The sequence below is a fragment of the Aliiroseovarius sp. PTFE2010 genome (assembly GCF_049943335.1).
Classification (GTDB): domain Bacteria; phylum Pseudomonadota; class Alphaproteobacteria; order Rhodobacterales; family Rhodobacteraceae; genus JBNFVY01.
In genome coordinates this window covers 316,450-329,823 of record NZ_JBNFVY010000004.1, presented here as the reverse complement: position 1 = coordinate 329,823, position 13,374 = coordinate 316,450, and the positions used below count along the sequence as shown (strand labels likewise).

At 62.3% G+C, this 13,374-nt stretch carries 11 protein-coding genes; 9 read left to right on the top strand and 2 right to left on the bottom strand.

Features of this window, described 5'->3' with window-relative positions; genetic code table 11:
* From ACP2AV_RS09635 to recN, 8 genes are all read left to right on the top strand, one after another.
* A partial coding sequence (locus tag ACP2AV_RS09635) for an FAD-binding protein (RefSeq protein ID WP_426372467.1) occupies nt 1-649 on the top strand: 649 nt, incomplete at its 5' end.
* Between the two features lie 93 nt (nt 650-742).
* Nucleotides 743-1,657: a D-alanine--D-alanine ligase gene (locus ACP2AV_RS09630; RefSeq protein ID WP_426372466.1), complete on the top strand. Its 915-nt coding sequence runs from the start codon at nt 743-745 to the stop codon at nt 1,655-1,657.
* The gene (locus tag ACP2AV_RS09625) at nt 1,645-2,532 is read left to right on the top strand and encodes a cell division protein FtsQ/DivIB (protein WP_426372465.1); all 888 of its coding nucleotides are present in this window, start codon (nt 1,645-1,647) and stop codon (nt 2,530-2,532) included. Before ACP2AV_RS09630 ends, ACP2AV_RS09625 begins: the two co-directional genes overlap by 13 nt.
* Nucleotides 2,532-3,866 (top strand): cell division protein FtsA, encoded by a 1,335-nt coding sequence (gene ftsA, locus ACP2AV_RS09620; RefSeq protein WP_426372464.1) that lies wholly within the window; start codon nt 2,532-2,534, stop codon nt 3,864-3,866. The genes ACP2AV_RS09625 and ftsA overlap by 1 nt, the downstream gene beginning before the upstream one ends.
* Nucleotides 3,867-4,269: 403 nt before the next feature.
* Entirely contained in the window at nt 4,270-5,853 is a 1,584-nt protein-coding gene (gene ftsZ, locus ACP2AV_RS09615) for a cell division protein FtsZ (RefSeq protein WP_426372463.1), read from the top strand.
* Between the two features lie 239 nt (nt 5,854-6,092).
* On the top strand, nt 6,093-7,013 hold the full coding sequence (gene lpxC, locus ACP2AV_RS09610; RefSeq protein ID WP_426372462.1) for a UDP-3-O-acyl-N-acetylglucosamine deacetylase: 921 nt from the start codon (nt 6,093-6,095) through the stop codon (nt 7,011-7,013).
* A gap of 132 nt (nt 7,014-7,145) precedes the next feature.
* Nucleotides 7,146-7,994 (top strand): outer membrane protein assembly factor BamD, encoded by an 849-nt coding sequence (locus ACP2AV_RS09605; RefSeq protein WP_426372461.1) that lies wholly within the window; start codon nt 7,146-7,148, stop codon nt 7,992-7,994.
* 7 nt (nt 7,995-8,001) lie between these two features.
* A complete protein-coding gene (recN, locus tag ACP2AV_RS09600; RefSeq protein ID WP_426372460.1) occupies nt 8,002-9,660 on the top strand; it encodes a DNA repair protein RecN in 1,659 nt (552 codons plus the stop codon).
* Nucleotides 9,661-9,816: 156 nt separating this feature from the next.
* Here recN and ACP2AV_RS09595 read toward each other — a convergent pair whose 3' ends face one another.
* Complete coding sequence (locus tag ACP2AV_RS09595) at nt 9,817-11,190, bottom strand: FAD-binding oxidoreductase (RefSeq protein ID WP_426372459.1); 1,374 nt, start codon at nt 11,188-11,190, stop codon at nt 9,817-9,819.
* Nucleotides 11,191-11,308: 118 nt separating this feature from the next.
* Here ACP2AV_RS09595 and ACP2AV_RS09590 point away from each other — a divergent pair, with 118 nt between their 5' ends.
* Nucleotides 11,309-12,973 carry a chloride channel protein gene (locus tag ACP2AV_RS09590; protein WP_426372458.1) on the top strand — a complete coding sequence of 555 codons (1,665 nt, stop codon included), beginning with the start codon at nt 11,309-11,311 and terminating at the stop codon, nt 12,971-12,973.
* A gap of 3 nt (nt 12,974-12,976) precedes the next feature.
* On the opposite strand, the gene ACP2AV_RS09585 is transcribed toward ACP2AV_RS09590, so the two are convergent.
* Nucleotides 12,977-13,318 carry a DUF427 domain-containing protein gene (locus ACP2AV_RS09585; RefSeq protein WP_426372457.1) on the bottom strand — a complete coding sequence of 114 codons (342 nt, stop codon included), beginning with the start codon at nt 13,316-13,318 and terminating at the stop codon, nt 12,977-12,979.
* Nucleotides 13,319-13,374: the final 56 nt, after the last annotated feature.

Below are 13,374 nucleotides of genomic sequence, written 5' to 3'. Positions count from 1 at the left end.
CGCCGGCGCGCTGGATGCCCATGTCGCGCGCAAGGCAGCGGCGGCAGGCGTGGACCTGACCTTTTTGCGCACCATTCCCGGCGCGATCGGCGGTGCGGTCACGATGAATGCGGGGTGCTACGGGTCTTACGTGGCTGACCACCTGATCGAAGTCGATGTGATCTTGCGCGATGGGCGCCGCCAGACGCTGTCGGCTGCGTCTTTGTCGCTGGCCTATCGGTCGTCGGATCTGCCCGAGGGGGCGGTGGTTGTGTCGGCGCTTTTCCAAGGCGCGTCGGCAGATCCCGACGTGCTTGGCGCGCGGATGGCCGACCAACTGGCCAAGCGCGATGCCACCCAGCCCACCAAGGATCGCAGCGCGGGCAGCACCTTTCGCAATCCGGCCGGTTTTTCCAGCACCGGAAAGGCCGACGATGTGCATGACCTGAAGGCGTGGAAGGTGATTGACGATGCCGGCTTGCGCGGTTTTTCAATCGGCGGCGCCCAGATGAGCGAAAAGCACCCCAACTTCATGATCAACACTGGCACCGCCACCGCCGCCGATCTGGAAAAACTGGGCGAGGAAGTGCGAAAAAGGGTTTTCCAGAACGCTGGCATAAGGTTAGAGTGGGAAATCAAACGGGTCGGCGAACCGGCACCGGATAAATAGCCGCAAAAGCACGCGTCAAAGCGGGTCAAAGCGGTAGACAACCAAAGCGAAAGAGCCCCGATAACGGGGCCGAACGAGGCACACCGAGTGGGCATGTCAGCCAAGACATCCCCGAAAGTGGCGGTAATCATGGGTGGCCCCTCGGCTGAGCGCGAGGTGTCGTTATCCAGTGGGCGCGAATGCGCTGACGCCCTTCGCGGGGAAGGTTTCGAAGTGGTCGAGCTGGACGCCGACCGCTCTCTTGCCGTGCGCCTTGCCGACGTGATGCCAGACGTGGTGTTCAACGCACTTCATGGTCGCTGGGGCGAAGATGGCTGCGTGCAGGGCCTGCTGGAATGGCTGGGCATTCCCTATACCCATTCGGGCGTTCTGGCCTCGGCGCTGGCGATGGACAAGGAACGTTCGAAGATCACCTTTCGCCGCGCTGGCCTGCCGGTCGTGGAAAGCGTTCTGGCGCGCAAGTCCGACGTGGCGGCGCGCCATGTGATGGCGCCGCCCTATGTGGTCAAGCCGAACAACGAAGGCTCGTCGGTGGGGGTCTACCTTGTGCACGAGGCCGCGAACGGGCCGCCGAAGCTGTCAGGCGACATGCCACAGACGGTGATGGTCGAAACCTATGTGCCTGGGCGCGAATTGACGACCACGGTGATGGGGGATCGCGCGCTGGAGGTGACGGACATCATCACCGACGGCTGGTACGATTATGATGCCAAGTACACGCCCGGCGGATCGCGCCACGAGGTGCCCGCCAATATTCCCGCCGAAATTCGTGCCGCCTGCCTGGATTATGCCCTGCGCGCGCACAAGGCGCTTGGCTGTCGCGGTGTCAGTCGCACCGATTTTCGTTGGGACGAGACGCGCGGTCTCGACGGGCTTGTCCTGCTTGAGGTCAACACCCAACCCGGCATGGCCCCAACGTCCCTGTCGCCTGAACAGGCGCGGGCCGTGGGCATGACGCTTGGGCAGTTCTGTCGCTGGATGGTCGAGGACGCATCATGCAACAGGTGAGCGGTGACAAACGCGCCCGCCGCCGCGATCCCGCGCCCTCGCGTCTGGCCTATCGGGCCAACCGGCTGTGGCTGACGCCGGGCTTTCGGTTTTTGTTGCGCGCAGGTTTGCCCGCCGCCCTGACGTTTGGCGCGGCCGCCTTTTGGTTCGCGCAAGAAACCAACCGTCAGAACGTCATCGATACCATCGCCGAGGTGCGGCGCTCGGTCGAAGAACGCCCCGAATTCATGGTCAAGCTCATGGCGATCGATGGCGCAAGCGAAACGGTTGCCGCCGATATCCGCGCGCTGGTCCCCATCGAATTCCCGATCACATCGTTCGATCTGGACCTGCCCGAAATCCAGAACACAATCGAAGAGCTGGACGCCGTGTCGCGCGCCGATCTTCGGATCAAACCGGGCGGCATCCTGCAGATCGATGTCGCCGAACGGCTTCCCGCGCTGGTCTGGCGGCGGGCGGATGGGGTCGAAATGCTCGACCGGACAGGGCATCGCGTCGCGGTGCTGAATGCGCGCTCTGACCGCCCGGACCTGCCGCTGGTTGCGGGGGACGGGGCCCAATTCGCGGTCGCCGAGGCATTGGATATTCTGAACGCCGCCGGTCCGATAAAGCGGCGGTTGCGCGGCTTGGTTCGGGTGGGCGAACGCCGCTGGGACGTGGTGCTGGACCGGGGTCAGCGGATCCAGCTGCCCGAAGTCCAACCCGTGCGCGCCCTTGAACAGGTGATCGCACTGGACCGGGCGCAAGAACTTCTGGAACGCGACCTGACGGTCGTTGATCTACGCAACCCCCGACGTCCGACTCTTCGCATGGCCCCCGCGGCCAACGAAGAAATTCGGCGTATTCGGGCCATCGAATTCGGAACGGAGGATTGATGAAAGATCTATATGCCACGCAACGTGCCATGCGCAATATCCGCCAAGCCGCCATGCAGCGCGGGGTGATTGCCATTCTTGACGTGGGCACGTCGAAAATCGCGTGCCTGATCCTGCGGTTCGACGGCCCCGACCGGCTGCGCGAAAGCGATGGGGTCGGATCGCTGGCGGGGCAGTCGCGGTTTCGCGTCATCGGGGCTGCGACCACGCGTTCGCGCGGGATGCGCTTTGGCGAGGTCGAGGCCATGGGCGAGACCGAGCGCGCCATTCGCACCGCCGTTCAGGCCGCCCAGAAAATGGCGGCGACGCGGGTTGATCATGTCATTGCTTGTTTTTCGGGGGGTGGATCGCGCTCCTACGGGCTGGATGGCAGTGTCGAAGTGGCGGGCGAACAGGTCACAGAACAGGATGTCGCGCGCGTGCTTGCGGCGTGCGAGGTGCCCGATTACGGCGCCGAGCGCGATGTGCTGCACGCTCAGCCGGTGAATTTCGCGCTCGACCACCGGTCAGGCATGGGCGATCCGCGCGGACAGATCGGCAATGTTCTGACAACCGACATGCACATGGTCACGGTGGACCGGCCCACGATCCAGAACCTGCTGCATTGCATCAAGCGCTGCGATCTGGAAGTCGCGGGCCTGGCCAGTTCCAGCTATGTGTCGGGCATTTCGGCGCTGGTCGAAGACGAACAGGAACTGGGCGCGGCCTGCATCGATCTGGGCGGCGGGACCACGGGCGTGTCGATCTTCATGAAGAAGCACATGATTTACGCTGACAGCGTGCGGATGGGCGGCGATCATGTCACGGGCGACATTTCCATGGGGCTTTCGGTGCCCTTTGCCACGGCCGAGCGGCTCAAGACCTTTTACGGCGGGCTGGTTGCCACCGGCATGGACGATCGCGAAATGATCGAAATCGGCGGGCAAACCGGCGATTGGGAACATGATCGCCGGGCGGTCAGCCGGGCCGAATTGATTGCCATCATGCGGCCGCGGGTCGAAGAAATTCTGGAAGAAGTGCGCAGCTGTCTGGATGCGGCCGGCTTCGATCACCTGCCCAGCCAGCAAATCGTGCTGACCGGTGGGGGCAGCCAGATACCGGGGCTGGACACCCTTGCGCCCAAGATCCTGGGGCAGCAAGTGCGGATCGGCCGCCCGTTGCGCGTGCAGGGCCTGCCCCAAGCGGCAACTGGTGGGGCCTTTGCCAGCGCCGTCGGTCTGTGTTTGTTTGCCGCCCACCCGCAGGACGAATGGTGGGATTTCGAAATCCCGGCCGAACGGTATCCGGCGCGGTCGCTGAAGCGCGCCGTGCGGTGGTTCAAAGACAATTGGTGAGCGTGAACACGTGACTGCGCGGGCCGAGTTATCCACAAGAATCACTGGCGTTGCGAATATGCTGTGATATGATTCCCGTAACGACGGCAAACAAGCCGCGATCCGTGGGCGCGAGCAGTGTCCCAACAAAGTGAAAGCCGAAGCGCGCAACTTGTGCGCGAGGCGTAATTCTGACCTCTACGCCAGCTTGTGGTTGCGCGTGGCCTGTTGCTGCGTGAGCTCAGCCCACTAAATGTTGGAATTTGCGCAAAATCCCGCTGGTCCCAGGTCAATTGTCCACAACATTTTGTGGCTGCACTGTGTTTTTAGAGTGACGGCGAAGGGCAAAACACCTAGTATTCCAAGGAAATGGTGAATCTGGGCCTTGGCGGGCCCCTGGATAACAATCAGGCGGACTGGAAACATGACTTTGAATCTGACCATGCCCGAAAGGGACGAGTTGAAACCGCGTATTACGGTGTTCGGCGTGGGTGGTGCTGGCGGCAACGCGGTCAACAACATGATCGAAAAACAGCTCGCCGGGGTCGAATTTGTCGTCGCAAATACCGACGCGCAGGCCCTGCAACAGAGCCAGGCGCCCGCCCGCATCCAGATGGGTGTGAAGGTCACAGAAGGTCTGGGCGCGGGGGCGCGCCCCTCGGTTGGCGCCGCCGCCGCCGAAGAAACGATCGAAGACATCGTCGATCATTTGGCAGGCGCACATATGTGCTTTATCACCGCAGGTATGGGGGGCGGCACCGGGACAGGCGCCGCGCCGATCATTGCTCAGGCCGCGCGTGAACTTGGCGTGTTGACCGTCGGTGTTGTCACCAAGCCGTTCCAGTTCGAAGGCGCCAAGCGGATGCGTCAGGCGGAAGAGGGTGTCGAAGCCCTGCAGAAAATGGTCGACACGCTGATCATCATTCCAAACCAGAACCTGTTCCGTCTTGCCAACGAAAAGACCACCTTTACCGAAGCCTTTTCGATGGCGGACGACGTGCTGTACCAGGGCGTCAAAGGGGTCACCGACCTGATGGTTCGCCCCGGTCTGATCAACCTCGACTTTGCTGACGTTCGCGCCGTGATGGACGAAATGGGCAAGGCGATGATGGGAACGGGCGAGGCCGCAGGCGAAGATCGTGCGGTTCAGGCGGCCGAGAAGGCGATCGCGAACCCGCTGCTCGACGAGATTTCGCTGAAAGGCGCCAATGGCGTGCTGATCAACATCACCGGCGGCTACGATCTGACCCTGTTCGAACTGGACGAAGCGGCCAACCGGATCCGCGAAGAAGTCGATCCGGATGCCAACATCATCGTCGGCTCGACCCTGGATACCGACATGGAAGGCGAAATGCGCGTGTCGGTGGTGGCCACCGGTATCGATGCGGCCGAACGCCCCAAGGATGTGCCGATGCCGCGTTACACAACGGGCGCAACGGCGCAAGAGGCCCCGGCGCAGCAGGCCGAACCGGACGTCGCGCAACCCGAAGACCGCGTCGCTGCCAGTGCGTCGAGCGAGCCCAACCTGTTCGAAGAGTTCGACGCGTCGCACGCTGCCCGCCAAGAGCAGGCCGAGGATGTGTTTGAAGAGGCCGCAGATGAAATGCCGGCGCCGCTGTATCGGCCGCGTCAGGTGAGCGAAGAAGTGCAGCAACCGGCGCAACAGCCAGCTGACTATGCCGCACCGCGCCCTGCCGAAGGGGCGCCGGACCAGCAAGTCCTGTCCCGTTTGCAGGCGGCGGTTCAAAATCAACCGCGCGTTGCAACGCAGCAGCGCCCCGCGCCCGCAGCATCGGCCGAGCAGCAAGCGGAAAAGCCGCGTTTTGGCATTAATTCGTTGATCGGCCGCATGACCGGCGGCGAAGAAAAGCGCGCTGGCGAAGCGCCCGCGCCGCGTCACCAGCCGCAGGTTCAGGCCCGTCCGGCGGCCCAGCCCGCCCATGACGAGACGGATCCGGAACAGGACAAGATCGAAATTCCTGCCTTCCTGCGCCGTCAGGCCAACTGACATTTCGTCACAAAGTCGTATGGACAAGGCCGGGTGCACCCCGGCCTTTTCCTTTTGTTCCAATGCGTTAGAAGCCTGCGCGCCGGCGTGTTGCGGATAACCGCCAACCGGCGGGTGAAACATTTCAACCGGTTACAAAGATTGAGTTGAGATGCTGCGGGTGCAGCGTTACTTCATTCTTAACACGCGAGGCACCCGCCGACAGGTGTCGTATTCGCGCGAAAATCATGTGAGGTCACGTGCAGACAACGCTGAAAACATCTGTCCGCTTCGATGGGATTGGTTTGCATTCGGGCAAACCAGTCACAATGGTTGTGCGCCCGGCGCCGTCTGGGCGCGGGATCACGTTTCGTCGCACGGATATCGAAGTGGGCAACGCTCTGGTTCCGGCACGCTGGAATGCCGTCGTACCCTCCAAGCTGTGCACTTTGCTGCGAAACGACGCGGGGGCCGAAGTGTCCACGGTCGAACACATCATGGCGGCCCTGGCAGGGTGCGGCGTCACCAACGCACTGATTGACATAGATGGGCCGGAAGCGCCGATCATGGATGGCTCGTCCGCACCGTTCGTAGACGGTATCCTGTCGGTCGGTCTGGTCGATCAAGACGGGCCGACGGTTGTGCTGGAAATCCTTGAGACGGTCGAGGTCCGCGACGGCGATGTGGTTGCGCGGCTTTCACCGTCCAATGAAATGCGGATCGATTTCGACATCGATTTCGCGGATGCCGCGATCGGCCGCCAGTCGATGAGCCTGAACATGGCCAACGGCAGCTTTGTGCGCGAGTTGTCGCACTGCCGGACGTTCTGCCGTCAGTCTGACGTCGATGCGATGCGCGACAATGGCTTGGCCTTGGGGGGCACCCTGGAAAACGCGGTTGTGATCGACGGCGATACTGTGGTTTCACCCGGCGGTTTCAGGACTGCGGATGAAGCGGTGCGTCATAAAATGCTGGATGCCTTGGGGGATCTTGCGCTGGCCGGCGCCCCGATCCTGGGGCGCTACACAGGCATTCGCGCCGGGCACGCAATGACCAACAAGCTGTTGCGCAAGCTCTTTGCAACTGATGGTGCGTGGCGCTTTGTTCAATGCGATGCGTCGACGGCGCGCCGGTTGCCCGGCGTTGGGGTGCGCGCGCGTGATATTCCGGTTTATGCCTGAACCAATCATGGGGTGGCTGTCGCATCAGTCTGCCTGATATTTCAGTGAAATTGCGATCAGCATTTTGCACCGGATTTTTCTGTGCTAGAGAACCGGGACGAGAGGGGGGTTGACCCCTTGTAGCGGAGCGAGGTGGTGATTGTGGGATCCCGTCTGACAGGATATCGCAAGATCGTGGTCACGTGTGTCGTGGCCGGATTTCTGGCTGGTTGCGCGGGCGGCGATGAGCCTGCTTCGCTGGACACATTTTCCGCCGAAGAAATTTACACACGCGGCGAATACGAACTGGCGCAGGACAACCCCGAAGACGCGTTGCGCTATTTTTCGGAAGTCGAACGCCTGTACCCCTACACCCAATGGGCCAAGCGCGCCTTGATCATGCAGGCCTATGCGGCGCACCTGGATCGCAACTACGAAGATGCGCGCGCAGCGGCGCAGCGGTATCTGGATTTCTATCCCGGTGAAGAAGACGCGGCTTATGCGCAGTACCTGATGGCGCTGAGCTATTATGATCAGATCGATTTTGTCGGTCGCGATCAGGGCATTACCTATCAGGCGTTGCAAGCGCTGCGAAAAGTCATCGAAACTTATCCCGACACCGAATACGCCCGGTCTTCGGTGCTCAAGTTCGATCTGGCATTCAACCACCTTGCGGCCAAGGAAATGGAAATCGGGCGCTATTACCTCAAGCGCAAGCATTATACCGCAGCGATCAACCGCTTCCGGGTGGTGGTTGAGGATTTCCAGACCACGACGCACACGCCCGAAGCGTTGTTGCGGCTGGTCGAGGCGTACACAGCGCTTGGCCTGACAGACGAAGCGCAGACCGCCGGCGCCATTCTGGGCTACAACTACCAGTCGACCGACTGGTACGAGGACGCTTATGCCTTGCTCACGGGGCAGGGGCTTGAGGCCCGGTCCGCAGGTGACAACTGGCTGACCGCGATTTACCGGCAGGTCATTCAGGGCAAATGGCTCTGAGGCGCCGATGCTGACCCGTCTCGACATCCGGGACATGTTGATTATCGACCATCTCGGGTTGGACTTTCAACCTGGGCTGAATGTTCTGACCGGGGAAACAGGTGCGGGCAAATCGATCCTGTTGGATTCGCTGGGATTCGCGCTTGGCTGGCGCGGGCGCGCCGATCTGGTGCGCGAAGGGGCAGAGCAGGGCGAGGTGACGGCCGTTTTCGTCTTGCCGCCCGATCACCCTGGATGGACGGTTCTGGCCGATGCCGGTTTGGCGGTTGACCCCGACGAGGATCTGATCCTGCGCCGGGTCAATGCGCGCGACGGGCGCAAAACATCGTATATCAATGACCGGCGCGTGTCAGGTGACGTGCTTCGCCGCCTGTCTGACACGCTGGTCGAATTGCACGGGCAGCACGACGACCGTGGTTTGTTGAACCCGCGCGGGCACCGCGCCCTGCTGGACGTTTTTGGCCGTCTTGGTGACGATTTGGCCAAGGTACGCACCGCGTGGCGGCAGGTGGCCAAGGTGCAGTCAGAACTGGACGCGGCAGAAGCAGCGTTGGCCGAAATTCGTGCGGAAGAGGATTTCTTGCGCCACGCGGTAGAAGAGCTGGACGCGCTGTCGCCGGAGCCCGGCGAAGAGGCCACGTTGGACGCGCACCGCCGTCTGATGCAGGGCGCCGCAAAGATCCGCGAAGATGTCGCGCGGGCCTATCAGGCGATTTCGAACGAAGGGGCCGAAGGGCTGACGGCCGATGCCATCCGCTGGTTGGACGGGGCTGCGGGCAAAGCCGACACGGTGTCACTGGACCCGGGATTGGCGGCGTTGGCGCGGGCCTTGAACGAATTGGCCGAAGCGCAGGCGGCGATCGAAGACAGCCTGGAGGCGCTTGAATTCGACCCGCTGGAATTGGAACGCACCGAAGAACGGTTGTTCGCCATCCGCGGTCTGGCACGAAAGCACGCGGTGCAGCCCGACGATCTTGCCGGGTTCGCGCAGCAATTGCGCGACAGGTTGGCCGCGCTGGATGCGGGGCAGGACAACATTGACGCGCTGCGATCTGCGCTGTCCAAGGCCAAGGCGCGCTATGAGGACGCAGCCGCAAATCTGAGCGACAAGCGCAAGACCGCCGCCGCCAGGTTGGATGCGGCCATGGCAGATGAACTTGCCCCGCTTAAAATGGAGCGGGCGGCATTTTCCACACAGATCACCAAAGCAAACGCCGGTCCGGATGGCACGGACGACGTGTCGTTCACGGTGGCCACCAATCCGGGGGCGCCAGCGGGGCCTTTGGCCAAAATTGCATCGGGCGGCGAGCTGTCACGCTTTTTGCTGGCGCTCAAGGTCTGTCTGCGCAGCGATCAAAGCAGCGCCACGATGATTTTCGACGAGATTGACCGGGGCGTTGGCGGCGCGACAGCGGATGCAGTCGGGCGCCGGCTGGCCGCGCTGGCGCGCGAGTCGCAGGTGCTTGTCGTCACCCATTCGCCGCAGGTCGCTGCGCGCGGCGCGCATCACTGGCAAGTTGCCAAGACCGTGCAAGATGGCAAGACGCTCAGCCGCATCACCGCGCTGGATGCCCCGGCCCGCGTGGATGAGATTGCGCGCATGCTGTCCGGTGACACGATCACCGATCCGGCGCGCGCGGCGGCCGAGGCGCTGTTGGCGGGTTAGCCTGAGTGTGTTCCCCGCGGATCGGTTGACAGATGACCGCCTTGATTGCAGGCGAAATGCAGTTCAGCCCGTTCGGTGACATCAGTTTTCAGGCCAGTATTCAGGCCAGTATCCAGGGCGCGCACGCGATGGCAGACGCCTGTCCGCAGGCCAGCCCTAATTGCCGCGCACCAGTTTTCCGGGGTTCATGATTCCGTCAGGATCGAGCGCGCGCTTGAGGTCCCCCATCACATCCCAGGCCGCACCGTGTTCAGCCTCCATCAAGTCGGTTTTGCCCATGCCGATCCCGTGTTCACCAGTGATCGTGCCGCCCAGGCGCAGCGCCCGCTGGGCCATGTTCCTGGACAGGCGTTTGACCTCGGCCATTTCTTCGGGGCGGTCAGGTTCGAACAGCAGACAGGCGTGAAAGTTGCCATCGCCGACATGGCCCAGAATCGGCCCTTCAAGAAAGCTCTCATCGATTTCCGCGCGGGTTTCTTCCACCGCTTCGGCCAAACGCGAGATCGGGACGCACACGTCCGTCGTCAGCGCCTTGGCGCCGGGTCTCAACGCCAGTGCCGCATAATAGCCGTTGTGCCGCATCGCCCAGAGCGCGGTGCGATCTTCGGGTTTCTGGGCCACTTCGAACCCGTCGCCGTTGAAATCGGCGATGATTTCGGCAAAGCGGGCGCTGTCGTCTTTGACCCCCGCGTCCGAGCCGTGGAATTCCACCATCAGGTGCGGGTCTTCGGGAAAGCTCGCCCCGGCATAATCATTGAACGCCTTGGCCATGGTCGCATCGACAAATTCGATCCGCGCCATCGGGATGCCCATCTGAATCGTGGCAATCACCGCATCCACGGCATCGTTGAATTTGGAAAAGCGGCAGATGCCGGACAGGATCGTCTCGGGCTGGGCGACCAGGCGCAGGGTGATTTGCGTGATCAGACCCAGCGTGCCTTCGGCACCGACAAAAAGCCCGGTCAGATCGTAGCCAGCCGAGGATTTGCGCGCCCGTGTGCCTGTGTGGATCACACGCCCATCGGCCAGAACGACCTCTAGCCCCAGAACGTTGTCGCGCATGGTGCCGTAGCGCACTGCGGTGGTTCCCGATGCGCGCGTCGACGTCATGCCCCCCAAAGACGCATTCGCCCCCGGGTCGATCGGGAAAAACAGCCCCGTCGTGCGCAGTTCGTGGTTTAGCTCTTCGCGGGTAATGCCAGGCTGGACAACCGCGTCCAGATCCGCATCGTTGATGGCAACGATATTATTCATGTGTGAGAAGTCGACAACAACTCCGCCCCGCACCGCCAGCGCATGACCTTCCAGCGACGTGCCTGCGCCCCATCCAATCACCGGGACGCCGTGCGCGTGGCAAATTCGAACCAGCTGCGATACTTCTTCGGTGCTTTCCGGGTAGGCCACAGCGTCGGGCGGGGATGGGGGAAACCAGGCTTCGGATTGACCGTGATGGGCCAAATCGACCTTTGCACGGCTCAAACGATTGCCTAGTAAGGAAGAAATCTCGCTCAGTGCGGTGTCGATGCCCATCAGGCCCCTCTCGGTTTGGTGCTCCGCTCGTAACTCTATCGGTTAGGTCGGGGGTGGGAAAGTGCGCGGACCGCTTGCTGCGCGAAAATTGCCGAAAAGGTAAAAAGGATCGGTACGTGTGCTGAGACAGATCTGGAACGATGCCAAGGCGGAATTGGCGCATGCCCTGCGGGTGGTCCGGCAGAAGGGGCCCAGCCAGTTGCAGTTCTGGCTGATCGCGCTTGGGATCGGGATTTGCAGCGGGTTGGCCGCGGTGGCCTTTCGTCTTGGCGTGAACGAATTGCAGAGTCTGGTCTATGGCACCGACGATGTTCGCAGTCTGCACAGCTTTGCCGATGCATTGCCCTGGTACTGGGTCATGGCGATCCCGGTCATGGGTGGGCTGGTCGTGGGGGTGATCCTGAACTGGTTCACGCCAGATGGGCGGGTGCGCACGGTTGCGGATGTCATTGAAGGCGCGGCCCTTTACGAAGGGCGCGTGGAAGGGCGCGCGGGGTTGGCCAGCGCCGCGGCCTCGCTGATCACGCTGGGATCGGGCGGGTCATCGGGCCGCGAGGGGCCGGTCGTGCATTTGGCGGCGGTGATCTCGAGCTGGGTGTCGAACCGCATCCATGCCGACGGCGTGACCGGGCGCGACCTGTTGGGCTGCGCAGTGGCGGCGGCGGTGTCTGCGTCGTTCAATGCGCCGATCGCGGGGGCGCTCTTTGCGCTGGAAGTCATTCTGCGGCACTTCGCTGTCCATGCATTCGCGCCCATCGTGATCGCCAGTGCGGCTGGCACGGTCATTTCACGTCTGACCTTCGGAGACGTGACCGAATTCACCACCCCCAGCGGGTCCGAGCTGGGGTTTTACGTCGAATTGCCCGCCTATTTGCTGCTTGGCGCGCTGTGCGGTCTGGTTGCCGTGGCGCTCATGAAAAGTATTTTCCTGGCCGACCGGGTGGGCACGCGCGTGCAGCATCGGTTGCGCTTGCCGCCGGTACTGCGCCCGGCTGTGGCAGGGCTGTTGCTGGGGCTGTTGGCCATCGCTTTCCCCCATATCATCGGCGTGGGATACGAAACGACGTCGGCGGCGCTGACGGGCGATCTGGTGCTGCACGAGGCGGTCGTTTTCACCGTTCTCAAGGTTGTGGCGGTCGCCGTGACCCTTGGTGGGCGCATGGGCGGGGGCGTGTTTTCACCGTCGCTGATGGTGGGCGCTTTGACCGGGCTGTCGTTCGGATTGATCGCAACGGCCGTGTTCCCCGATGTGTCGGGCGCGGAAACGCTTTACGCCTTGGCGGGGATGGGCGCGGTCGCCGCTGCCGTGCTGGGCGCGCCGATTTCGACCACGCTGATCGTGTTTGAACTGACCGGCGACTGGCAGACTGGCTTGGCCGTGATGGTCAGCGTTTCGATTTCGACGGCCCTGTCGTCGCGTCTTGTGGATCGGTCGTTCTTTCTCACGCAGCTTGAAAAGCGCGGTGTCGAGCTGGCGCGCGGCCCGCAGGCCTATCTTTTGGGGCTATGCCGCGTGCATCAATGTATGCGGCGTCTGGACGACAAGGCCAGCGCATCCCAAGACGCGTGCCAAGAGCTGATCGCGCAGGGCATCTATGTCGAAGAGAATGCCACCCTGGAACGGGTTCTTCCGCGGTTCGAAAAAGAAGGCTGGAGCTTTATTCCCGTCGTCAAACTGACCGAAGGCAAACCGCCGGAACTGCGCGGATCTGTCTATGCCGTTGACGCACTTAGGTTTTTCAACAGTGCACTGGCGGCCACTGCCGCCGAAGAGCACAGCTAGCCGTTACAGTTGTTCGACCGCGACCTTGCGGGAATAAAAGGCGACGTGATCCTTGATGTCGGCGACATCAGCGGCGGGGTTTTCGTATTCCCAGGCCGAATCTTCGATCAGCATGGATTTGAGCTGGATCGAATAATGCGTCGCTTCACCCTTGTGGGGGCAAGTGGTGCGGGTCGCCGATGGTTCAAGAAGCGCCATGGCGACGTCATCGCGGGGGAAATAGATCACCGGCTTCAGGTCACCTTCGCTCAACTCCAGGGCGGCATTCGTTTCGGCCACGACAGCGCCGCCGGCGCGGACAACATAGGTGCCTTGGACTTTGCGTACAGTGATATCGGTGCTCATTTCTGTCTCCCCAGGATCTTCCGGCGGACCCTATCAGCAATCATATAGCAGGTATA